The sequence below is a fragment of the Clostridium sp. TJA085 genome (genome assembly GCF_058310235.1).
The window spans coordinates 1-24,194 of record NZ_JBZEEZ010000007.1 but is presented as its reverse complement, the minus strand read 5'-3'; the positions used below and the strand labels follow the sequence as shown (position 1 = coordinate 24,194).

The 24,194-nt window shown below is 27.9% G+C and carries 26 protein-coding genes; 10 read left to right on the top strand and 16 right to left on the bottom strand.

Annotated features, from left to right (window positions below):
- Positions 1-4: 4 nt before the first annotated feature.
- From rpsF to AC4FQW_RS12710, 4 genes are all read right to left on the bottom strand, one after another.
- The gene (gene rpsF / locus AC4FQW_RS12725) at positions 5-292 is read right to left on the bottom strand and encodes a 30S ribosomal protein S6 (protein ID WP_024614036.1); all 288 of its coding nucleotides are present in this window, start codon (positions 290-292) and stop codon (positions 5-7) included.
- Positions 293-393: 101 nt separating this feature from the next.
- Positions 394-588: a DUF951 domain-containing protein gene (locus AC4FQW_RS12720; protein WP_303129420.1), complete on the bottom strand. Its 195-nt coding sequence runs from the start codon at positions 586-588 to the stop codon at positions 394-396.
- A gap of 37 nt (positions 589-625) precedes the next feature.
- Positions 626-1,498 carry a mechanosensitive ion channel family protein gene (locus AC4FQW_RS12715; protein ID WP_303129419.1) on the bottom strand — a complete coding sequence of 291 codons (873 nt, stop codon included), beginning with the start codon at positions 1,496-1,498 and terminating at the stop codon, positions 626-628.
- Between the two features lie 25 nt (positions 1,499-1,523).
- Positions 1,524-1,757 (bottom strand): putative Se/S carrier protein, encoded by a 234-nt coding sequence (locus AC4FQW_RS12710; protein ID WP_303129418.1) that lies wholly within the window; start codon positions 1,755-1,757, stop codon positions 1,524-1,526.
- A gap of 154 nt (positions 1,758-1,911) precedes the next feature.
- Between AC4FQW_RS12710 and AC4FQW_RS12705 the strand changes: the two genes are divergently transcribed.
- From AC4FQW_RS12705 to yyaC, 3 genes are read left to right on the top strand one after another with little or no spacing between them, the layout of a single operon-like run.
- A complete protein-coding gene (locus AC4FQW_RS12705) occupies positions 1,912-2,550 on the top strand; it encodes a LysE family translocator (RefSeq protein ID WP_303129417.1) in 639 nt (212 codons plus the stop codon).
- Positions 2,551-2,566: 16 nt separating this feature from the next.
- Positions 2,567-3,718 carry an aminotransferase class V-fold PLP-dependent enzyme gene (locus AC4FQW_RS12700; protein ID WP_303129416.1) on the top strand — a complete coding sequence of 384 codons (1,152 nt, stop codon included), beginning with the start codon at positions 2,567-2,569 and terminating at the stop codon, positions 3,716-3,718.
- 56 nt (positions 3,719-3,774) lie between these two features.
- Entirely contained in the window at positions 3,775-4,362 is a 588-nt protein-coding gene (yyaC, locus tag AC4FQW_RS12695) for a spore protease YyaC (protein ID WP_491149446.1), read from the top strand.
- A 44-nt stretch (positions 4,363-4,406) separates the two neighbouring features.
- Here the strand turns inward: yyaC and AC4FQW_RS12690 are convergent, their stop codons facing one another.
- The 12 genes from AC4FQW_RS12690 to rpmH all read right to left on the bottom strand — a co-directional run bounded on the left by AC4FQW_RS12690 (position 4,407) and on the right by rpmH (position 14,232).
- Positions 4,407-4,907, bottom strand: coding sequence for a DUF4446 family protein (locus AC4FQW_RS12690; RefSeq protein WP_303129414.1), 501 nt, complete (start codon positions 4,905-4,907; stop codon positions 4,407-4,409).
- A gap of 58 nt (positions 4,908-4,965) precedes the next feature.
- Positions 4,966-5,826, bottom strand: a complete 861-nt coding sequence (locus tag AC4FQW_RS12685) for a ParB/RepB/Spo0J family partition protein (RefSeq protein ID WP_491149444.1) — start codon at positions 5,824-5,826, stop codon at positions 4,966-4,968.
- Positions 5,827-6,609 carry a ParA family protein gene (locus AC4FQW_RS12680; protein ID WP_303129412.1) on the bottom strand — a complete coding sequence of 261 codons (783 nt, stop codon included), beginning with the start codon at positions 6,607-6,609 and terminating at the stop codon, positions 5,827-5,829.
- Positions 6,610-6,813: 204 nt separating this feature from the next.
- The gene (noc, locus tag AC4FQW_RS12675) at positions 6,814-7,596 is read right to left on the bottom strand and encodes a nucleoid occlusion protein (protein WP_491149441.1); all 783 of its coding nucleotides are present in this window, start codon (positions 7,594-7,596) and stop codon (positions 6,814-6,816) included.
- Positions 7,597-7,732: 136 nt separating this feature from the next.
- Positions 7,733-8,452 (bottom strand): 16S rRNA (guanine(527)-N(7))-methyltransferase RsmG, encoded by a 720-nt coding sequence (rsmG, locus tag AC4FQW_RS12670; protein ID WP_303129410.1) that lies wholly within the window; start codon positions 8,450-8,452, stop codon positions 7,733-7,735.
- A 19-nt stretch (positions 8,453-8,471) separates the two neighbouring features.
- Positions 8,472-10,364, bottom strand: a complete 1,893-nt coding sequence (gene mnmG, locus AC4FQW_RS12665) for a tRNA uridine-5-carboxymethylaminomethyl(34) synthesis enzyme MnmG (RefSeq protein WP_491149438.1) — start codon at positions 10,362-10,364, stop codon at positions 8,472-8,474.
- A gap of 10 nt (positions 10,365-10,374) precedes the next feature.
- The gene (mnmE, locus tag AC4FQW_RS12660) at positions 10,375-11,754 is read right to left on the bottom strand and encodes a tRNA uridine-5-carboxymethylaminomethyl(34) synthesis GTPase MnmE (RefSeq protein WP_491149437.1); all 1,380 of its coding nucleotides are present in this window, start codon (positions 11,752-11,754) and stop codon (positions 10,375-10,377) included.
- 257 nt (positions 11,755-12,011) lie between these two features.
- Positions 12,012-12,641 carry an RNA-binding cell elongation regulator Jag/EloR gene (gene jag, locus AC4FQW_RS12655; RefSeq protein WP_303129402.1) on the bottom strand — a complete coding sequence of 210 codons (630 nt, stop codon included), beginning with the start codon at positions 12,639-12,641 and terminating at the stop codon, positions 12,012-12,014.
- A 49-nt stretch (positions 12,642-12,690) separates the two neighbouring features.
- Entirely contained in the window at positions 12,691-13,461 is a 771-nt protein-coding gene (yidC, locus tag AC4FQW_RS12650; protein WP_491149435.1) for a membrane protein insertase YidC, read from the bottom strand.
- A gap of 20 nt (positions 13,462-13,481) precedes the next feature.
- A complete protein-coding gene (yidD, locus tag AC4FQW_RS12645) occupies positions 13,482-13,691 on the bottom strand; it encodes a membrane protein insertion efficiency factor YidD (protein WP_303129400.1) in 210 nt (69 codons plus the stop codon).
- Entirely contained in the window at positions 13,663-14,037 is a 375-nt protein-coding gene (gene rnpA, locus AC4FQW_RS12640; protein WP_303129398.1) for a ribonuclease P protein component, read from the bottom strand. Before rnpA ends, yidD begins: the two co-directional genes overlap by 29 nt.
- A gap of 60 nt (positions 14,038-14,097) precedes the next feature.
- Positions 14,098-14,232 carry a 50S ribosomal protein L34 gene (rpmH, locus tag AC4FQW_RS12635; RefSeq protein ID WP_024614019.1) on the bottom strand — a complete coding sequence of 45 codons (135 nt, stop codon included), beginning with the start codon at positions 14,230-14,232 and terminating at the stop codon, positions 14,098-14,100.
- Between the two features lie 536 nt (positions 14,233-14,768).
- Between rpmH and dnaA the strand changes: the two genes are divergently transcribed.
- The 7 genes from dnaA to gyrA all read left to right on the top strand — a co-directional run bounded on the left by dnaA (position 14,769) and on the right by gyrA (position 23,737).
- Positions 14,769-16,127, top strand: a complete 1,359-nt coding sequence (gene dnaA, locus AC4FQW_RS12630; RefSeq protein ID WP_303129395.1) for a chromosomal replication initiator protein DnaA — start codon at positions 14,769-14,771, stop codon at positions 16,125-16,127.
- Positions 16,128-16,401: 274 nt separating this feature from the next.
- The gene (gene dnaN, locus AC4FQW_RS12625; RefSeq protein ID WP_491149433.1) at positions 16,402-17,502 is read left to right on the top strand and encodes a DNA polymerase III subunit beta; all 1,101 of its coding nucleotides are present in this window, start codon (positions 16,402-16,404) and stop codon (positions 17,500-17,502) included.
- Between the two features lie 58 nt (positions 17,503-17,560).
- Entirely contained in the window at positions 17,561-17,767 is a 207-nt protein-coding gene (yaaA, locus tag AC4FQW_RS12620; protein WP_303129392.1) for a S4 domain-containing protein YaaA, read from the top strand.
- Between the two features lie 88 nt (positions 17,768-17,855).
- Complete coding sequence (gene recF, locus AC4FQW_RS12615; protein WP_303129391.1) at positions 17,856-18,941, top strand: DNA replication/repair protein RecF; 1,086 nt, start codon at positions 17,856-17,858, stop codon at positions 18,939-18,941.
- A 15-nt stretch (positions 18,942-18,956) separates the two neighbouring features.
- On the top strand, positions 18,957-19,217 hold the full coding sequence (gene remB / locus AC4FQW_RS12610) for an extracellular matrix regulator RemB (RefSeq protein WP_024614014.1): 261 nt from the start codon (positions 18,957-18,959) through the stop codon (positions 19,215-19,217).
- Between the two features lie 52 nt (positions 19,218-19,269).
- Positions 19,270-21,180 carry a DNA topoisomerase (ATP-hydrolyzing) subunit B gene (gene gyrB, locus AC4FQW_RS12605; protein ID WP_303129388.1) on the top strand — a complete coding sequence of 637 codons (1,911 nt, stop codon included), beginning with the start codon at positions 19,270-19,272 and terminating at the stop codon, positions 21,178-21,180.
- A gap of 22 nt (positions 21,181-21,202) precedes the next feature.
- Entirely contained in the window at positions 21,203-23,737 is a 2,535-nt protein-coding gene (gene gyrA, locus AC4FQW_RS12600; RefSeq protein WP_491149430.1) for a DNA gyrase subunit A, read from the top strand.
- Positions 23,738-24,194 lie beyond the last annotated feature (457 nt).

Here is a 24,194-nt window from a genome sequence, read left to right as displayed (position 1 = left end):
TCTCTTACGCTTCCTTACTTACTACGATGTGTCTTATAAGACCATCAGTAATTCTGAATACTCTTTCTAATTCTCTTGGTAATTCTGGGTTTGCTGTAAATTCTACTAATGTGTAGTATCCTTCGCTAACTTTTGAGATTTCGTAAGCAAGCTTTCTCTTACCCCAAACATCAACGTTTTCTACAGTTCCTCCACCATTTTCGATTACACCTTTAAACTTTTCGATGTTAGCTTTAACTACCTCTTCGTCAAGTGATGGGTGTTGTATGAATATAGTTTCGTACTTTCTCATCATTTTCACCTCCTCCCCTCGGACTAACGGCTGTGCTTTGCACAGCAGGGATTACAATTTATAATTCTATCATTATAATTTTACTTTTTCAAGAACTTTTGTTAATTTTCTGCCTTATGAACTATTTTTTTTGCACCTTTTTGGAATTTACTTCTTGGTATCATGATAATTCTTCCACAACCGACACATTTTATCTTTATATCTGCACCAATTCTTGTTATTTCAAAATTTTTTTCTCCACAAGGATGCTGTTTTTTCATTTCAACTATATCGCCTAAATTAAAATTTTCTACCAATTATATTCCTCCATTCTATAAATTTAAAAATTTATTATTACTCATTTTTAACTATTATTTCTGTTTTATTATAAGGAATCTCTATTTTTGCCTTATCTAACGCTTCTTTTATTTCTTTTCTAAGCTCTCTTTCCATAGCCCATTGCTTCATTGGTTTACTAAAACCAACGACTCTTATATTAACTCCTGATGCTCCAAGTGCAGTTACTCCCCATATATCAATAGGATTTGGAACATCATCTTTATACTTTTCTTGAAACTTATCACAAGTTTCTCTTATTACACTTAGCGCATTATCAATATCTTGCTCATAAGCTATTGATACATCGACAATAAACCTAATATTATTTCTTGAATGATTTGTAACTTCTTTTATTGTTCCATTAGGTATTAAATGCAAGTCACCATTAAAATCCTTTAATATAGTTGTTCTTATTCCTATACTATCTATTATTCCCTCAAAATTTCCTATAGTAACATAATCCCCTACTCCATATTGATCCTCAAACAATATAAAAAATCCATTTATTATATCTTGTACTAAGCTTTGTGCACCAAAACCTAATGCAAAACCACCAATACTAGCTACAGTTAATGATACGCCCTTAAATATATCTGATAATATTATCGCAAGTCCTATAAAATACACTGCATATTTTAATATACTATGCATTACAGCACCAACAGTAATTGCTTTTTGAGGATTAATTGATAATCTAGAATTTTGATTATTAACTTGTCTATCAACAAATTTTTTTATTGCTCTATTTCCTATCTTTATACATATAAACATTAAAAATACTACAATAATAATTTTAATACCTTTTGATACTACATAATCTAATGTTTCAATAGCAACCTTATAAAATTTTTCTGTCCAAACAGATGAATCAAAAAGAAAATTTTTCATCTCTCCACTCTCCCTAAAGTTTTAATTACATTTCTTTATATCCATCTTCATCTTTACAATATACATTTTTATATTCAAAATTTTCACTTTTTACCTGTTCAATATTTATTCCATCTTCAAATCTAACACAAATTCCACAACTTTGAGTTATTAAAGTAGGTGTTGGCATTATCCTAAAATTATAACCCTTTTCCTTTAAATATTTTTCTCCAGCCATTGCATCATGTGTATTCTTAAATACTACTATATAATATTTCATAATTCTCTCCTTCTAAAATGTATTCTAACTATATTATATATATTTTAAAAATTTTATAAAGAAATATAATACTCTTTTTATTCAAATTTAATGAATTGTATTAATATTTGTTTTATAATAAAATACATAACTTTATGTATAGAAGGAGATTGTTATGATGCCTATTATAAAAGCGCCTTTTATAGGTTTTTTATCGGGACTTTTTGCATCTATACCTATTGGCCCTGCTGGGCTAGAGGCCGTAAACAGATCATTAAGCAAAGGCTTTTGGAGTGGATTTAAAGTATCTATGGGTGCATTAGTTGCTGATTATACATATTTACTAGTAATAAATTTAGGATTATTTAGTATGGTAAATAACAACAAATTTTCTAAAGGTTTATTTTGGATTATTTCTGGAATAGTATTAATTATATTTGCTAAATTTTCAAAAAAAAATAAAACTTCTGCTAATAAAGTTTCAACTAAATTTGTAAATTCAAATAAATCAAAAGGGTTCATGTCTGGATTTATAATTACACTTATTAATCCATTAACTTTTTCTTTTTGGATAGCTTTTAGTGGAACTGTTGCAGCAGTTTGGAAAAGTTATGGTTATTTATTTTTTTGTATATCTTTATTATTTATGATTATTGGAAGCATGTCCTGGTTAATTGTATTAAATATTCTAGCTTCAAAAGGACTTAAATTATTAAAAAAAGATATTAATAAAACAGCATCAAATTTATTGACTTATGTTTTGTATATTATCGGTATTATTTTTGTTATTTATGGAATATATGTAATATTATAGAAGAAGGTGTAAGAATATGAAAGTTTATTTAGACAATGCTAGCACAACCTTTCCTAAACCTAAGGTTGTGAGCGATTCAATTTATAATTACTTAGTAAATATAGGTGGAAATGCTAACAGGTCAAATCATTCAAATGCATTAGAAAGCAATAGAGAAATATTCTTAGCAAGAGAAAGAATAGCCAAATTTTTTAACTATGATAAATTTGAAAATGTAGTTTTTACAAATAACATAACTATGTCTTTAAACATCCTTATAAAAGGAATATTACGTAAAGGTGATCATGTAATAACTTCATCATTAGAACATAATTCTGTAATCAGACCTATAATTTCATGTAAAGAAAAACTTGATGTTGAAGTTGATTTTGTTAAGGCAAGCTTCGATGGTTTTATAAATCCTAAAGATATAGAAAATTTAATAAAAAAAAATACAAAGCTAGTAATAATTACACATGCTTCTAATGTAATTGGTACTATTCAACCAATTAAAGAAATCGGAGAAATATGCAAAAAAAATAATATATTCTTCATAATAGATACAGCTCAATCGGCAGGAACAGTACCTATTGATTTTTATGATATAGGAGCTAATGCATTAGCTTTTACTGGTCATAAAAGTTTATTTGGACCACAAGGGATAGGTGGATTTATCATAGATGATAAATTAAATGAAATATGTACACCATTGTTAGAAGGTGGTACTGGAAGCTTATCTCATGAAATACATCAACCTAATTTTATGCCTGATAAATTTGAATGTGGCACTTTAAATATTCCTGGGATAGTTGGTCTATCTAACGGAATAGAATTTATAAATAACGTTGGAATAGAAAATATAAAAAACAAAAATAAAAAATTATATAAAAAATTAATTAAATCAATAAGTTCAATGGAAAGGTATAAAGTTTATGGAGATATTAGTGGAGAAAATTCAACTACTTCAATATCTTTTAATTTAGATGGAGTTGAAACATCAGAACTATCATTTTACTTAGAATCAAATGGTATAAGTAATAGATCTGGACTTCATTGTGCACCTATGTGTCATAAAACTATAGGCACTTTTCCAGAAGGAACTGTAAGACTCAGCATTTCCTATTTCAATACAGATGAAGAAATAGATTACACAATATCTATTTTAGAAAAAGCTCATAAAGAATTATAAAATGTAAGAATAAAAAGCCTCATCTTTGGAAATAATTTCAAAAAAGGAGGCTTTTTATGTTAAATAAAATTTCAGTAGATAGCACAATAAATAATTCTTTTATTGATATTGGAGAATATCTTTACTATAAATTAAAATCAGAATTTGATAAAAATAGACCTATAGTTTTTTTATGTATAGGGTCTGATAGGTCAACTGGTGATTCACTTGGTCCTTTAGTTGGTCATAATTTAAAAAATGTAAGAGATAACTCAAAAAATATATATGTATATGGTTCATTAAATTATCCAATTCATTGTCAAAACTTACAGGATACATTAAATAAAATATATACTAATTTTAATGATCCATTTATAGTTGGAATTGATGCTGCATTAGGTGAATTTCAAAATGTAGGTAAAGTATTAATAAATAATTCTCCACTTTTACCTGGATTAGCGTTAGAAAAAGATTTAACTCCAGTTGGTGAATTAAGTATAATAGGTGTTGTTAATATAAATAGTAAGTCTCAATTTATGGTACTTCAAAATACACGTTTAAATACAGTTTTTAACTTAGCTGAAGCCATCTCAAAGGGAATATTATACTCTATAAATAAATTAATAGAGTATAATTCACCTTCTCTTTTTTCAAATAAAATATAAATAAAAATGTACTTTATGATTAAATCATAAAGTACATTTTTATTTTATTTACTATTCATAGCTTCCTTTAATACATGAGCTTCTTCTTCTGATAACTCATATCTTGATATACCTTTATCAACTGGCTTAGCATATGTTGTACTATCATGTCTTCCATACAAACCAGTTAATATTATACCATCATTATATCCATCTAATATAGCTATTGAGAAACTTAAGTCACTTCCAACATCTTCAAAAGCTTTATATCTCATTATACCAACTTTTTGTACGCATCCTTGCATTTCAACTTTTAAAGCTTCACATGATGATGCAGCAGCATTTGCAGCATTAGTTGCTTCTTCAACACTATCTAATTTATTATTTATAAGTTCTTCTAAATTTTTAGTAGTAGTTCCCCTCATTAATCTTCTAAATTTTCCTTCCAACTTACTCATTGATCTCCATAACACAATAACTAAGATAAGAAGTAATAAAATTATTATTCCCATTCCTATTAATATGTAAGGTAAATAGTTTTCTAATGATGCTATTAAATTTTCCACTTTTTCTTCCGTCCTTCCTTTAAAAGTGTTTCACGTGAAACATGTTTCACGTGAAACATTACATATTTAATAATTCTAAAATTCTATTCAAATCATCATCTGAATAATATTCTATTTCTATTTTTCCTTTTTTATTTTTTGAATTTATATTTACCTTCGTTCCGAAATAATCTTGAAGTCTATTTTGAATATCATTTATATAAGGATTTTGTTCTATTTCCTTTTTAATTTCATTTTTCTTTTTAAATAAATCTTTAATTAACTTTTCTACATCTCTTACTGAAAGATTCTCATCAATTATTCTTTGAGCAATTTCATATTGCAAATCCTTATTTTCTATAGATAATAGTGCTCTTCCATGACCTTCAGAAATAACACTTTCAATAAGATACTGTTGAACTCTTTCATCTAGGTTTATAAGCCTCATTGTATTTGATATTGCAACTCTAGATTTTCCAATTCTTTTACTTAATTCTTGCTGAGTTAATTTAAAATCTTCTATTAACTTTCTATATGCTAAAGCCTCTTCAATTGGATTTAAATCTTGCCTCTGAATATTTTCTATTAATGAAACTTCTAATATTTCTTTCTCGCTTAAATCCATTACTATTGCTGGAACCTCTTTAATGCCTAAAATTTTAGATGCTCTCCATCTTCTTTCTCCAGCTATTATAGTATATTTAGTTCCATCTTTCTTTAGTATTAATGGTTGAATTATTCCATGGTTTTTTATAGATTCAGCTAACTCTGCTATATTATCACTATCAAAAAATTTTCTTGGTTGATCTGCGTTGTTTACTATTTTATTTAATGGTATAAGTGTACTGGAATTCTTTTTTTCTTTCTCTTTTGATTTAGATTCAACCTCATCTGGAATCAAAGCTCCTAATCCTTTTCCTAAACCAAACTTCTTACTCATCTATTTATCACCCTTCACCATATTCTGTCTTTTTAAAAACTCTTTTGTTAATTCAGAATAAGCGTCTGCACCTTTACATTTTTCATCATAAAGCATTATTGGTAATCCAAAGCTTGGTGACTCTGCTAATCTAATATTTCTAGGTATTTTATTTTCATAGACTACATCACCAAAGAAATTCTTAACCTCATTAAATACTTCATTACTTAATTTTGTTCTGTAATCATACATAGTCATAATTACTCCCTCAATTTTTAAATTAGGGTTTAATGACTTATTTATAAGTTTTACTGTATTTATAAGTTGTCCAACTCCTTCTAATGCATAAAACTCACATTGAATTGGAATTAAAACTGAATCACAACATGTTAATGCATTTATTGTTAATACGCCTAGTGATGGTGGACAATCAATAAACACAAAATCAAATTCTTCTCTAACTTCATTTATTTTATTTAAAAGTATTCTTTCTCTATCATCTTTTCCTATAACTTCTACCTCTGCCCCTGCAAGTTCCATTGTTGATGGTGCTATATATAAGTTTGAAATAAGATCACTATGTATAATAACATCTTTCAAACTTGCATCAGATGTTATAACATCATACATTGATGTCTCAAGCCCTCTTTTGTCTATTCCTAAACCGCTAGTTGTATTACCTTGAGGATCTATATCAATTGTTAACACCTTATAACCGGACATAGCAAGATATGCTGCTAAATTAATATTCGTGGTTGTCTTTCCAACACCACCTTTTTGATTAAATATGCAAATTGTCTTCATTCGCAGTTAGCCCTAATCAATCTTAGAGCCTTGCACCCCCTCTCTCTTCATAATATATTATATATTTTTTTATATCATATTAAAAGATAAAACTAGTATCTTAATACATTCTTCAGCTTTTATTTATTTTGCTAATAAATGTAAATTTAAAAATAAATAAATCGCTAAAGTTTTTAAAACCTTAGCGATTTATTTTACAGTTATTTACTTCTTTTGCTTTGGAATTCTTACATTTATTTCTATATATTCTTCAGAATCATTAACATTATATTTAGCAGGTATACTAAATTTATCAAATACTTGTTTTATAGTATTTACATATAATTTTGCTGGAAATATAGCTTTAATTTTTTTCTTAGATTTTCCACTCAATTCTTTTCCTGCAATTTTTAAAAGCTCCTTATTTATAAGTTCTTCAGTTTGTCTTACATTTAAACTTCCCTTTATAACTTTTTTTAATATACTTAATTGAAGCTTCTCATCTTGAACAGAAAGTAATGCTCTTGCATGTCTTTCTGTTAAATTATTAATAACACATAATTCTCTAACCTTATTACTAAGCTTTAATATTCTTAACTTATTAGCTATAGTAGACTGCTTTTTACCCATACGTCTAGCTAATTGCTCCTGAGTAAATTTATGGTCATTAATTAAATTGTAATAAGCCTCTGCTTCTTCTATAAAATTTAAATCTTCTCTTTGTAAATTTTCAAGAAGTGCTATTTCTGCTGATTCCATATCATTAATATCTATTACATTACAAGGAACTTCTTTAAGCTCAGCAAGCTGTGCCGCTCTCCATCTTCTCTCTCCTGCCACTAACTCATAGAATTCACCCCTTTTTCTAACAGTTATTGGCTGAATTATTCCATGTGTCTTTATAGATTGTGATAATTCATTTAAAGCATTTTCATCAAAGTATTTTCTTGGTTGATATGTATTGGGAATTATATCCTTAATATCAATCTTTAATATCTCATTATTCATATTGGCTCTACCCATCCCTTATAAAATTACAGTAATATTCAAATATATATTAAATTCGCTATATTACATTTATTTCCTCTTTTTATGATTTTATTTTGTATTAAGCTTTTTTATAATATATATTTATTATAATAATCTATTTTATTGGTTTTTTAGCTACAGTTCCCGCTTTTCTAGGGTATGTTTTTGGACATTGTTTTATCTTTTCAACAACTACTATATTATGATTTAAATCTGTTCCTTCAATAATAGTTTCATCAACTCTTAAAAGTTTTCCACCTAATGTATCTAATGCTTTTTCACTATTAGCTAATTCTTCTTCTATAGCAGGACCTTTTAAAGCTACAAAATATCCGGATACTTTTACATAAGGTAAGCAAAATTCTGATAATACAGCCATATTAGCAACAGCTCTTGATGTAGCAACATCAAATTTTTCTCTTAATTCTTTTTTTCTCGCTCCATCTTCCGCTCTTGAATGAATAGTTATTACATTTTTTAACCCTAACTCTTTAATAACTAAATTTAAGAAATTTATTCTTTTGTTTAATGAATCTAATAAAGTAACTTCTATATCTTCTCTCAATATAGCTATTGGCATTCCAGGAAAACCTGCTCCTGTTCCAACATCTATTATAGTCTTAGCATTTTTAAGTTCATCACTCTTAAATGCTTTGATACAATCTATAAAATGTTTTTTTATAAATTCTTCATCTTCTGTTATTGCAGTAAGGTTTATTTTTTGATTCCACTCTTGTACTAATCTCATATATTTAATAAATCTATCATACATTTGTTCATCAAATTGTATATTAACCTCATCAGCTGCCGTTTTCATAATATTATAAAAATCCATATTTTCCTCCTTTATGAATCTAGATATCTTGCTTTTCTTTCTTACCATAATGATATTCTAAATATATTAGCAACACAGATATATCTGCTGGTGATACTCCTGATATTCTTGATGCTTGACCTATACTCATAGGTTTTATATCATTTAATTTTTGTATAGCCTCTGTTCTTAATCCCTTTACATCCATATAATCTATGTCTTTAGGTAATAATTTCTTTTCAAATTTCTTAAATTGTTCTACCTGTTCTAATTGATTTGTTATATAACCTTCATATTTTGCCATAATATTTATTTGTTCACCAACATTATCTGGATATTCTAGTCTTTCAGGGTCTAACTCTACTGCCATAAAATAATCAAGCTCTGGTCTCTTTATAAGTTCATAAAAACTTATAGGTTTTTTAAGCTCTGTACTTCCTAATTTAACTAATATATTATTATTTTCTACCTTATTAGTTATTTGAAGATTTCTTAATCTTTTAAGCTCTGACTCTATATTATTTTTTCTTTCTAAAAATTTATTATATCTTTCTTCTGTTACAAGACCTACATTATGTCCAATTTCAGTTAATCTAAAATCTGCATTATCTTGTCTTAAAAGTAATCTATATTCAGCTCTTGATGTCATCATTCTGTAAGGTTCATTAGTACCTTTTGTAACTAAATCATCTACTAATACACCTATATATGCATCTGAACGAGTTAATATCATTGGATTTTCGCCCTTTATCTTTAATGCAGCATTAATACCAGCAACTATACCTTGTGCAGCTGCTTCTTCATATCCTGAACTACCATTTAATTGTCCAGCTCCATAAAGACCTTCTATATTTTTAAATTCAAGTGTTGGCTTTAATTGCATTGGATTTATTGAGTCATATTCAATAGCATATGCTGATCTCATTACCTCTGCATTTTCTAAACCTTCTATTGTTCTTAACATTTTAATTTGTACATCCTCTGGAAGTGATGATGAAAATCCTCCGATATATAATTCATCTGTATCATCACCTTCTGGCTCTACAAAAATTTGATGTCTTCCCTTATCTGGAAATCTCATTACCTTATCCTCTACTGATGGGCAATATCTTGGTCCTATTCCTTTTATTGATCCATTATATATAGGAGATCTTCCTATATTATTATTTATAACCTTATGTGTATCTTCATTTGTATAAGTTAAATAACATGAAACTTGCTCTCTATCTATGTTTTCACTCATAAATGAAAACGGAACTATTTTTTCATCACCTTTTTGTTCTATCATCTTTGAAAAATCTACTGATCTTCTATTTACTCTTGGTGGAGTACCAGTTTTGAATCTTCTAAGTTCTATTCCTAAATCTAATAATGTTTGAGATAAATCATTTGCTGGTAATAATCCATTTGGTCCACTGTTATAACTTACTTCACCAATTATTATTTTAGCCTTTAAATATGTTCCTGTAGCTAATATAACTGCCTTACATCCAAATATTGCTCCATTTTTAGAAACAGCCCCTTTAATTTTTCCATTTTCAACAATTAAATCAACTATTTCTACTTGTCTTACATAAAGATTTTCCTGACTTTCTAAGACTCTTTTCATTCTTTGTTGATATTTCATTTTATCTGCTTGTGCTCTTAATGAATGAACAGCAGGACCTTTTGATGTATTAAGCATTCTTGATTGTATATAGGTGTTATCAATATTAACTCCCATTTCTCCACCTAATGCATCAACTTCTCTAACTAAATGTCCCTTAGCAGTTCCTCCTATATTAGGATTACAAGGCATCATTCCAATTGCTTCTAAGTTAATTGTGCATATTAATGTCTTTAATCCCATTCTTGCAGATGCAAGAGCTGCTTCACAACCTGCGTGACCAGCCCCTACAACTACAACATCATAATCTTCAGCATTGTATCTCATATTTTTCCTCCTATTTACCTACACAGAATTCACTAAATATCTTATTAACTAAATCTTCCTCAAGCTCTGATCCTGTAATTTCTCCTAATGCTCTCAATCCTGATGTTACATATATTGAAATAAGATCTAAAAACTCATTAATTTTTAATCTATTCTGTGCATTTTCACAATTTTCTAAAGCTCTATATAACGCTTGTTTATGTCTACTATTAGTTATTATTAAACTCTCATTATCAACTTCTCCATTAAAGAATAAATCCTTTATCTTATTTTTTAAATCCTCTAATCCAAAGCCTGTCATAGCTGATATTTCAATGAAATTATCTAAATGTTTTAATTCATCTAAATCTATCTTACGCTCTAAATCAACCTTATTTAATAAAACTATTACCTTCTTATTTTTTATTGACTCTATAATCTCTCTATCTTCTTCTTCTAATGGTCTTGAAGTATCAAGCATTAATATTACTAAATCTGCTTCTTCTAGCTTCTCTTTTGATCTTTCAACGCCGATTCTTTCAACAACGTCTTCAGTTTCCCTAATTCCTGCTGTATCAGTTATTTTTACAGGTATACCACCAAGATTTATATATTCTTCAATTACATCTCTTGTAGTCCCTGGAATATCAGTAACTATAGCTCTCTTTTCTTGAAGTAATGCATTCATAAGTGATGATTTACCAACATTAGGCTTACCTATTATTGTTACTTTAAGACCTTCTCTTATAATCTTACCTTCATTAGCTCCATTTATTAATTTCTTCATCTCTAATATAGCAATTTCTAAGCTCTCTGAAACTCTTATTGGAACAGTTTCATCTGGTTCTTCATCATCTTCTGTAAAATCTACATCATACTCAATAAGTGCAAGAACATCTAAAAGATATTTTCTAAGCCTATTTATTTCCTTAGAAAGTAATCCTTCACTTTGCATAACAGCTGACTTCATAGCTAAATCTGTTTTAGCAGTTATTATATCCATAACAGCTTCAGCCTGACTTAAATCTATTCTTCCATTTAAAAATGCTCTCTTTGTAAATTCACCCGGTTCTGCAATTCTAGCTCCACTCTTTATTACTTCCTCAAGTACCCTGTTAGTTGAGACAACACCACCATGACAATTTATCTCAACAACATCTTCAGCTGTGAAGCTTCTAGGACCTTTCATATAGCTTATTATAACTTCATCTATAACTTCACCACTTGAAATATCAATAATATTACCATACTTCATAGTGTAAGTTTTCATAGTATTTATATCAAATTTATTTTTACCTTGAAATATTTTTCCAACAATGTCTAATGACTTACTTCCTGAAACTCTTATTATAGCAATTCCACCCTCACCTTGTGCAGTTGCTATTCCACATATAGTATCAAATTCTTTCATTATATAATCCTCCTTAAAAGAGCGTTCTTTTGTTTAATATAACCGAATTAAGACTAATATCAATTTTACAGAAATCTAATTAATAAGTCAAAGCTATATATTGTATCTTTTGGATTATTAATATATAAAAAAAGACATATAAATTTGCAAATTTATATATCTTTTTTTATATAATATAGCCTTATATGTTTTATAATAATCCATATTTAATTATTTATATAATACTTTTAATAAAAATAGTGCCAATAAAATTGGCACTATTTTTCATTATTTAATGCTATTACAACTCTTCTAAAAGGTTCTTCACCTTCACTATGTGTAGAAATTCTATCATCACCTTGTAATGCAGCATGTATTATTCTTCTTTCATAAGGATTCATTGGTTCTAATTTTAAAATCCTTTTACTTTTCTTAACTTTGTTAGCTGATTTTAAAGCAACTCTTTTTAAGGTTTCTTCCCTTTTAGCTCTGTAATTTTCAGTATCAAGTATAACCTTTTTATAAGGAAAATCATGACCTTTGTTAATCACTAAAGATATTAAATACTGAAGAGAATCTAACGTTTCCCCCCTATATCCAATTATTATTCCCATCTTAGGACCAGTAAGATCAACTTTTACAGTATCATTTTCTTCACTTATTCTTATCTCAGCTAAAACTCCCATTGAATCTAACACACTTCTAACAAAGTTTCTAGCTTCTTCTATATAATCCCTTTTTAATGTTACTTTAACCTTAGCAGGCTTTACCCCTATAAGGTTTAAAAAACCTTTAGAACCTTCCTCTATTACTTCTATAGTAACTTTGTCTTCAGTAACATTTAATTGTTTTAAAGCAGAATTTATTGCTTCTTCAACATTTCTTCCATCAACTTCAACAAATTTCATATACCCTATTCACCAACTCTCATACGATACTAAATAATATTAAAGAATATTACTTCTTTTTCTTTTTCTTATCATATTCTTTAGGCATAGCAAACTTAGTTTTATTTTCTACTCTTAATGCCTCTTCAGCTTCTTGTTTCTTCTTTGTTTCCATAACTGGTTTAACATTTAAGAAATAAGTTTGAACTAATTGATATATTCCACCTATAACCCAGTATATAACAAGAATTGCAGGGAAATTAAGTGACATAAATCCCATCATTAACGCCATACCAATATTCATTGGCATCATGTTCATACCTGATGACTCTGCAGCTGGGTTTGCTTTTGTCATTAAATATGATGGTATAAATGTACTAAGTGCCGCAAGTATTGGTAATATATAATAAGGATCTTTTCCTGCAAGGTCTGGTAACCAAAGGAAAGATACTCCATTTATCCCTTGTACTCCATACATAAATGTGTAATAAAGAGCCATTAATATAGGAAGTGGAATCAACATAGGTAAACATCCACCAGTCATACTAATATTATTTTCTTTATATACCTTCATCATTTCCATATTAGCCTTTTGAGGGTCATTTTTATACTTTTCTTGGATTTTCTTAATTACAGGTTGAAACTCCTGCATCTTTCTTGTTGATTTAACTGATTTTATACTAAATGGTAAAACAAGTGTTTTTATTATTACCGTTAATAATATAACCGCTAAAACATAAGCCCATCCTGGATCCGTTATACCAACATTTATAATTAATTGATGCAACTTATCAAAGATGATAGTAAAAAACTTAATTATCGGTTGAAACAAAGTCATCATAAATTTTTTCCTCCCATACTCTATTTAACAGGGTCATATCCACCTTTACTTAAAGGATTACACCTTAAAATTCTCCAAATAGCCATAAAACTACCTTTCAAAGTCCCATACTTTTGGATTGCATCTATAGCATATTGTGAACATGTAGGAGTATACCTACAACATGAATTTTTTAAAGGTGATACATTTCTCCTATAAAACCTAATCAGAATTAGAATTATCTTCTTCATTATATAGGCCTGCTTTCTTAAATAAATTTTTCATAGCTCTTTCAACTTCATGAAAGCTTTTATCTTTCATATTTGTTCTTGCAATAAATATAAAATCAAACCCCTTTTTTATAGAAGCTTCATTTAATCTATAAGATTCAACTATTAATCTTTTGCTCCTACTTCTAACTACGCTATTTCCAACTTTTTTACTAACAGACACTCCGATTTTATTATAAAGACTTCCATCTATATTTCTGTTTCTTCTATTATTATAAGTATATAATACCAAAAGATTATTAGCTATAGATTTACCTCTTCTATATACTATTCTAAATTCATTATTCTTTTTTAATCTGTATATCATGGGTATTTAATACTCCTTTTTTTCCTACATTGTAGAAAAAAGGCCACTAAAATGCGGCCCTTATGCTGTTAATTTTTTTCTACCTTTTTGTCTTCTTTTTCTTAGAATGTTTCTACCTGATGCAGTTTTCATTCTCTTTCTGAAGCCATGTTCTTTTTTTCTTTGTCTTTTTTTAGGTTGGTATGTCATGAACATTACACTACACTCCCTTCAATAAAAAATTTATATAGCAAAATAACTATACTTATCATATTTTAGATTTACCTTATCATTATATATATATCCATTTATTATGTCAAGAATATAGCTAATTGTTGATAATTAAGGATAGTATATTTTAAAAATTGTGGATAACTTATTGAATCCCCCTATTTACTTATGGTATCATAATTAATATATTGTGAATAACTTGTTATTAAATGGAACTTATCCACAACTGTGGATATATCTGTTGATAACTTGTTCTTTTTTTCTCAAAATTTTTAAATTAATCTACTTTTTTTATTATTTTATGCGATTTTGAGTTAAATTAAACTGTTAAATATTTAATAACTTACATATGTTAATAACTTTAATTTTTATATTTAAATCAACATAATTATCAACATGTGAATATCTTTATATACATATATTTTTATAAATCTTATTTTGTTAATAAATTGTTGATATGTTGTTATTATTGTATTGTATTTATAAAAAAATAAAATAAAAATTTTTATGGAGGATCGGAAATGGATGCAGAGCTGAAAGAATTGTGGGAAAAAACATTGAATATCATAAAAAGCGAATTAAGCGAAGTTAGCTTTAATACATGGATTAAAAGCTGCGAACCTATTTCTATGTCTTCTGATACTATTAAAATTAGTGTTCCTAATGCATTCACTCAAGAAATACTTGAAAAAAGATATAAGGATTTAGTAGCCAATTCAATAAAAGCAATTTGTTCTAAACTTTATACAATTCAATTTTTAATAGCTTCTGAAGTTCAGGGTAATGAAGAAGAAAATAAAAAACAAAAAAGAAGCTTAAATAATGATAAAAAAATAATAGTAAATGATGAGATGAATACAAACCTTAACCCTAAATATACTTTTGATTCTTTCGTAATAGGTAATAGTAATAGATTTGCTCATGCAGCTTCACTTGCAGTTGCTGAATCTCCAGCCAAAGCATATAATCCATTATTTATATATGGAGGCGTTGGACTTGGAAAAACTCACTTAATGCATGCTATTGGTCATTATGTTTTACAAAATAATAAAAATGCAAAAGTTGTTTATGTTTCATCAGAAAAGTTTACTAACGAATTAATAAATGCTATTAAGGACGATAAAAATGAAGACTTTAGAAATAAATATAGAAATGTAGATGTACTTTTAATTGATGATATTCAATTTATAGCTGGAAAAGAACGAACTCAAGAAGAATTTTTCCATACATTTAATGCATTACATGATGCAAACAAACAAATAATCTTATCATCAGATAGACCACCAAAAGAAATTCCTACATTAGAGGATAGATTACGTTCTAGATTTGAATGGGGACTTATCGCTGATATTCAAGTTCCTGATTTTGAAACTAGAATGGCAATATTAAAGAAAAAAGCTGATGTAGAAAAATTAAATGTAGCAAATGAAGTAATGGTATATATAGCTACAAAAATAAAATCAAATATTAGAGAATTAGAAGGTGCTTTAATTAGAATTGTAGCATACTCATCTTTAACAAATAGAGAAATAACAGTAGATTTAGCATCTGAAGCTCTTAAAGATATTATTTCTAAAAAACAAAGTAAACACATTACTATAGAAATAATTCAAGATGTAGTAGCTAACTATTTCAATTTAAGAGTTGAAGATTTAAAGTCTCAAAGAAGAACTCGTAATGTCTCTTACCCAAGACAAATTGCAATGTATTTAAGTAGAAAACTAACAGATATGTCTTTGCCTAAAATAGGTGAAGAATTTGGTGGTAGAGATCATACTACCGTTATTCATGCTTATGAAAAAATATCTGATAACTTAAATAGAGATGAAAGTTTACAACATACAATTGATGATATTACAAAAAAACTAACACAAGGTTAATTTTTATATTCTTATCAACAATTGTTTATAATAACTTTATAATAACATGTGGATAACTATTTAAATAAAATAAATTGTTGATAACTGTGGATAAGATGTATAAAAAGTTACTGACTTATCCACAATATTTTTTTATATAATGTTGTTGATTTTACTGGCTTTAGAATACTTATCAACATATCCACATGCCCTACTACTATTATTACTATATAAATTATATTTATCTAACTAAAATAAACTAAACTTACCTGTGTATAAATAAGGAGGATATTTAATGATCTTTATATGTGAAAAACAAAAGTTACAAGAAGGAATATCAATAGTACAAAAAGCTATTACAGGAAAATCAACTATGTCTGTATTAGAAGGTATATACATAAATGCTACTAAAGAAGGATTAACATTAATTGGTTCAGATATGGATGTTAGTATAGAAACTAAAGTTGAAGCAGATGTAATAAGTGAAGGTAGTATTGTAATAGATGCAAAAATATTTGGTGAAATAATACGTAAATTACCAAATTCAGATATAAAAATAGAAACTATGGAAAATGATACTGTTCAAATAACATGTGAAAAATCAGTATTCAATGTAGTTTATATGAATTCAGATGAATTTCCAGAACTACCAAAGCTAAATGAAAATATGCAAATTGAAGTTCCACAAAATATATTAAAAAATATGATTAAATGTACATCATTTGCAACTGCTCAAGATGAAACTAGACCAATACTTCAAGGAATATTGTTCGAAGTTAAAGAGAGAACATTAAATCTAGTTGCTTTAGATGGATATAGATTAGCTATAAGAAGTGAATATTTAGATAGTGATTTTGATATAGAAATTGTAATTCCTGGCAAAACTTTAAATGAAGTATCAAAAATATTAGAAGATGTTAATGATTTAGTACAAATAACATTTACAAATAATCATATTTTATTTAATTTAAACAAAACAAGAATAATTTCAAGACTTTTAGAAGGAAAATTTGTTAATTATAAGTCATTACTTCCTGAAGAACATAAGTTGTTAGTTACTGTTAAAAAACAAGATCTTCAAAATGGAATAGAAAGAGCATCTTTAATGGCTAAAGATGGAAATAATAATCTTATTAAATTAGATGTTCAAGATGATGCATTAGTTATAACTTCAAATTCTCAATTGGGAAAAGTAAGAGAAGAAGTTTTCATAAATCTGCAAGGAGAAAAAATTCAAATTGCATTTAACTCAAGATATTTAATTGATGTTTTAAAGAATTTTGAAGATGAAGAAGTTGTAATGGAAATGACTTCAAGTGTAAGTCCTTGTATTATAAAAGCAAAAGATGCTGATAATTATAAATATCTAGTATTACCTGTTAGATTAATAAGATAAAAAAGGAGGAAAACCAATGCATAAATATTCAAATTATATACATTGGTTATGAATAAAAATGCAAGAAATTAAAATAAATACAGAATTCATAAAATTAGATGCTTTTTTAAAATGGGCTGGTATTGCATCATTAGGATCAGAAGCTAAAGTATATATAATGGATGAAATGGTTAAGGTAAATGGTGAAGTTTGTACCCAAAGAGGAAAAAAAATAAGAATTAACGATATAGTTGAGTTTGATGGGGAAAGTTATAAGGTAATATAGCTTTATTTAGAGGACTATATTAGTTACATTCTCATAAACATAAGCTTTTATTATTTTAATATGATATAATTAATATGGGTGTTTATAAATGTATGTAAAAAAGCTTAAATTAATAAATTATAGAAATTATGAAAATTTAGAAATAGATTTAGGAAGACACGTTAATGTTTTTATGGGCGATAATGCACAAGGTAAGACGAACATATTAGAAGCTATATATTATTGTGGTTTTGCTAAATCACATAGGACTTCACGTGATAAGGACCTTATAAATTGGAATAGTGAAGTTGCATTTCTAAGTGTAAGTGTTGGCAAAAATCGATTAGATAAAAAAATAGATATTAACATCCTAAAAGACGGCAAAAAAATCATAAAGGTAAATTCTGTAAAAATAAATAAAATAGGAGAATTATTTGGTAATTTTAATGTTGTTATGTTTTCTCCGGAAGACCTAAAAATTATAAAAGATTCTCCAGGAATAAGAAGAAAATTTATAGATATGGAATTATGTCAATTAGACTCTAAGTATTATTATAATTTAGTTCAATACAATAAAGTAATGAACGAAAGAAATATAATTCTAAAAAATAGAAATCTTGATTTAGAGATGTTAGATATATATGATCTTCAGTTATCAAATTTTGGAGCTTATATAATTGAGCAGAGATTATCTTATTTAAAGTCTTTAAACGAATATTCCAAAGAGATACATAAGGATATTACATCAGGAAAAGAAGATGTTGAATTTAAATATAATTCTACAATAAAAAATTTAGATAATATTCAAAATGATTTTTATGAAACATTAAAAAAGAATAGAAAAAGAGATATGGATAAGGGGATAACTGGCAATGGGCCTCATAGAGATGATTTTTCTGTTTATATAAACAATGTTGATACAAAAAGCTTTGGATCCCAAGGTCAACAGAGAACGGCAGTTCTTACTATGAAGTTTGCATCCTTGAGGATTATAAAAGAGAAAACTGGTGAATATCCAGTACTTTTATTAGATGATGTGTTATCAGAGTTAGATTTCAATAGAAAAAGGTATGTTCTAAGTTCTATTAAAGATATACAAACAATAATAACATGTACTGGAATAGAAGATTTGAATAATTACTTAAATGGTGATTCAAAGCTATTTAAAGTTAAAGAGGGAATAGTCTCAAAATAGAAGGAGGAATTCTGAATGTTTTTACACTTAGGTGAGAATGTTGTAGTGCCTATAAAAGATGTTATTGGAATTTTTGATTTACAAACAACAATGTATAGTTCTGATACAATTCAATTTTTAAGAATGGCAGAAGAAGATGGATTTGTGGAAAGAATAACAAAAGATAAGCCAAAATCATTTGTTATAGCAGAGGTTGATAAGAAAAGTAAAATATACTTATCCCCTATTTCTTCATCAACACTAACTAAAAGAACAGATTTAGATTATAATCCATAGATCAAAGATGCCTTCGCCTATAGGATTCAAAATAAAATTTTAGGAGGAATCTATGTTGGAACAAAAAAAACAAAGTTATGATGAAAATCAAATACAGGTTCTTGAAGGATTAGAAGCAGTAAGAAAAAGACCTGGTATGTACATAGGTAGCACTAGTTCAAGAGGACTTCATCATTTAGTTTATGAAATAGTAGATAATAGTATAGATGAAGCTTTAGCAGGATATTGTAAAAATATAAAAGTTATTATAAATGAAGATAATTCAATAACAGTTGAAGATGATGGTAGAGGTATGCCAGTTGGTATGCATCCAAAGATGGGTAAACCAACTGTTGAAGTTATAATGACAGTACTTCATGCTGGTGGTAAATTTGGTGGAGGTGGATACAAAGTATCTGGTGGACTTCACGGAGTTGGGGCATCAGTAGTTAATGCACTTTCAGAAGAATGTTCAGTAACAGTAAGAAGAGAAGGTAAGATGTGGAAACAATCTTATGAAAGAGGTGCTGTTGTTAGTGATCTTGATATAGTTGGAACAAGTGAAGACACTGGAACAACAGTATATTTTAAACCTGACTCTGAAATATTTGACGATTTAACATATGATTTTGAAATTCTTGCACAAAGATTAAGAGAACTTGCATTTTTAAATAAAGGAATAAATATAACGTTAATAGATAAAAGATATGATAAAGAACAAAATTATCATTATGAAGGCGGTATAAAATCATTCGTTGAATATTTAAATAGAAATAAGCAAGTTCTTCATGAAGAACCTATATATGTTGAAGGTCTAAAAGATGATGTTATGGTCGAAGTTTCTCTTCAATATAACGATGGATATAACGAGAATATATTCACATTTGCTAATAATATAGACACAATAGAAGGTGGTACTCACTTAGTTGGGTTTAAAACTGCTTTAACTAGAGTGTTTAATGATTACGCTAAAAGATTCGGTCATTTAAAAGAAAATGATAAAAACCTTTCAGGTGATGATATAAGAGAAGGTTTAACAGCAGTAATATCAGTAAAAATTGGAGAACCACAATTTGAAGGACAAACAAAAACTAAGCTAGGAAATAGCGAGGTTAGAGGAATTGTAGATTCAATAGTTGGTGAAGGGGTTGGAACATTCTTAGAAGAAAATCCTAATATATCTAAAATTATAATAGATAAAGCTTTAATGGCTGCAAGGGCAAGAGATGCAGCGAGAAAGGCTAGAGAACTTACAAGAAAATCAGTTCTTGAAAGATCAGCACTTCCAGGTAAGCTTGCTGATTGCTCATCAAAAGATCCAATGGAATGTGAAATATATATAGTCGAAGGTGATTCAGCCGGTGGTTCAGCAAAACAAGGAAGGGATAGAAAATTCCAAGCTATTTTACCATTAAGAGGTAAAATAATGAATGTTGAGAAGCAAAGGTTAGATAAAATTCTAAATTCAGATACTATAAGATCAATGGTAACTGCATTTGGAGCTGGAATAGGAAAAGATTTCGATATATCAAAAATAAGATATAATAGAATAATAATAATGACAGATGCCGATGTTGACGGAGCTCACATAAGAACATTATTATTAACATTCTTCTATAGATATATGAGGGAATTAATAGATGGAGGTCATGTATATATTGCACAACCACCATTATATAAAGTATCAAAATCTAAGAAGGATTATTATGCCTATTCAGATAAAGAACTTGATAATATCTTAGAAGAAATTGGTGGAAAAGATAATTCAACAAATATTCAAAGATATAAAGGTCTTGGAGAAATGAATGCAAGCCAACTTTGGGAAACAACAATGGATCCAGAACAAAGAATATTATTAAAGGCAACTGTAGAAGATGCTATGGCTGCTGATGAAATATTTACAATACTTATGGGCGAAAAAGTTGAACCAAGAAGAGAATTCATTCAAGAAAATGCTAAACAAGTAAGTAATTTAGATATTTAGTACTAAATACGAGGTGAAGTACATGAGTTTTAATGAGGGAAGAGTTATACCCGTAGATATAAAAAACGAAATGAAAAAGTGTTATATAGACTATGCTATGAGTGTTATAGTTGGTCGTGCACTTCCAGATGTTAGAGACGGGTTAAAACCAGTTCATAGAAGAATATTATTTTCAATGCATGAATTAGGATTAGCCCCAGAAAAGGGTTATAGAAAATGTGCAAGAATAGTAGGGGAAGTTTTGGGTAAGTATCATCCACATGGTGATTCATCAGTTTATGATGCTTTAGTTAGAATGGCTCAAGATTTCTCAATGAGATATATGCTAGTTGATGGTCATGGTAACTTTGGTTCTGTAGACGGAGATAGTGCAGCTGCGATGAGATATACAGAAGCAAAGATGAATAAAATAGCATCTCAGATGATTAGAGATATAAGTAAAGATACAGTAGATTTTATTCCAAATTTTGATGGGGAAGAGAAAGAGCCATCAGTATTACCTTCAAGATTTCCAAATCTTTTAATTAATGGATCATCAGGTATAGCTGTTGGTATGGCAACTAATATACCTCCTCATAATTTAGGAGAAGTTATAGATGGTACTATAATGCTTATAGATAACCCAGAATTATCTGTACTTGATTTAATGACTGTTATAAAAGGTCCAGATTTTCCAACTGGTGCTACTATAATGGGTAAATCAGGAATAAGATCAGCTTATGAAACAGGTAAGGGTAAAGTAATAGTTAGAGCTAAGGCTGAAATTGAAGAAGAGAACAATAGAAATAAAATAATTGTTACAGAGATACCGTATCAAGTAAATAAAGCTAAGCTTATAGAGAATATAGCAGAATTAGTAAAAGACAAGAGAATAAATGGAATATCAGATTTAAGAGATGAATCAGATAGAGAAGGTATGAGAATTGTTATAGAATTAAAGAGGGATGCAAATCCTAATGTAGTTTTAAATCTTCTTTATAAGCATACAAAAATGCAAGATACATTTGGGGTAACAATGCTTGCATTAGTTGATAATCAACCACAAATACTAAATTTAAAGCAAATACTTAAACATTATATAGAATTCCAAAAAGAAGTTATAACTAGAAGAACTTTATTTGAATTAAATAAAGCAGAAGCTAGAGCACATATTTTAGAAGGATTGAGAATAGCTTTAGATCACATTGATGAAGTTATAAGTATAATAAGAAATTCTAAGACATCAGAAATAGCTAAAAATACACTTATGGAAAGATTTAATCTTTCAGAGAAGCAAAGTCAAGCTATATTGGAAATGAGATTAAGAAGACTTACTGGTCTTGAAAGAGACAAAATTGAAGATGAGTATAATGCACTTATGAAAGAAATAGAATACTTAAAATCAATTTTAGAAAGTGAAGAAAAACTTCTTTCAGTAATAAAAAATGAGTTATTAGAAATAAAGAATAAATATAGTGATGAAAGAAGAACAGAAATAGAAGCAAATGTTAATGAAATAGATGTAGAAGATTTAATTCAAGAGAGAGAAATAGTAATAACATTAACTCACTCAGGATATATTAAGAGAATTACTTCTGACGTCTATTCAGCACAAAAAAGAGGTGGAAAGGGAATCCAGGCAATGTCTACTAAAGAAGATGATTTTGTAGAACATGTAATGGTTACTTCAACACATGCTGACATATTATTCTTTACAAATAGAGGAAGAGTATATAAGTTAAGGGGATATCAAATACCAGAGGCTGGTAGAGCTGCAAAAGGAACAAATTTAATAAATCTTATTCAAATAGAGTCAGATGAAAGAATAGAAACTGTACTTACTGTAAATGATGTTTATGAAGATGGATATCTGTTTATGGGAACTAAAAATGGTATAGTTAAGAAAACAAGTCTTTCAGAATTTAAGAATTTAAGAAAGAGTGGACTTATAGCTATTAACTTAAGAGAAGGAGATGAACTTCTTAAAGTTAAAATGACTAGAGGAGATGCTAACATAATAATGGTTACTCAAAATGGTTTAGCAATTAAGTTTAATGAAAAAGATGTTAGACCAATGGGAAGAACAGCTTCAGGGGTTAAAGCTATAACATTAAATGATGATGATGTAGCGGTATGCATGGATATAGCAGTAGATGAGGAAGATTTATTAGTAGTTAGTGAAAATGGGTTTGGTAAGAGAACACCTATAACTGAATATAAGGTTCAAAATAGAGGTGGAAAAGGCCTTATGACATATAAAATAACAGATAAAACAGGAAAAGTAGTTGGAGCCACAGTATGTAGAGGTGAAGATGAATTAATGTTAATAAACACTAGTGGTGTTGCTATAAGAATTAATATAGAAGATGTATCTGTTACGGGAAGAAGTACTATGGGCGTTAAGCTTATGAGAACATTAGAAGAAGAACAAGTAGTTGCAATAACAAAAATTAGTAATGATGGTTCAGAAGATTTAGATGAAGAAGTGCAATCAGAATTAGAAATAGATGTTATTGAATCCGAAGTTAATAGTGATTCATTGGATGAATTATTAAAAATAGATAATAAGGATAAATAATAATACTAATAAATAATAGTTATAGAAGGCTAAATGAATTTTTAAATTTCATTTAGCCTTTTTTTATATAAATTAAAAGGAATTATTACTTTAAAACTTAATATTTAAGGTGTTATACATGTAATCTCATCCTAGTGTATCATTAATAGAAATAAAGAGAAATATATAGAAAAATAAAGAAAAATAAAAATAATTTCATGAAAAATAATATTATTAATTATATGTATGTTAGTATGTATGATATTATAAATCTCGTCGCTGATGACATATCGAAACAACCCAAAAAACTTCGAAAAAAGATTTTTAAAAAGTTGTTGACATAACATGAAATTAGTGATATGATTTAATAGTCGCTTGAGGGCGGCGGAATAAAATGGTCTTTGAAAATTGAACAGAATATAGAAATACATTTAGAACCAGCAATTCTTTTTACAAGTAAGTTTTAAGAGCGAGATTA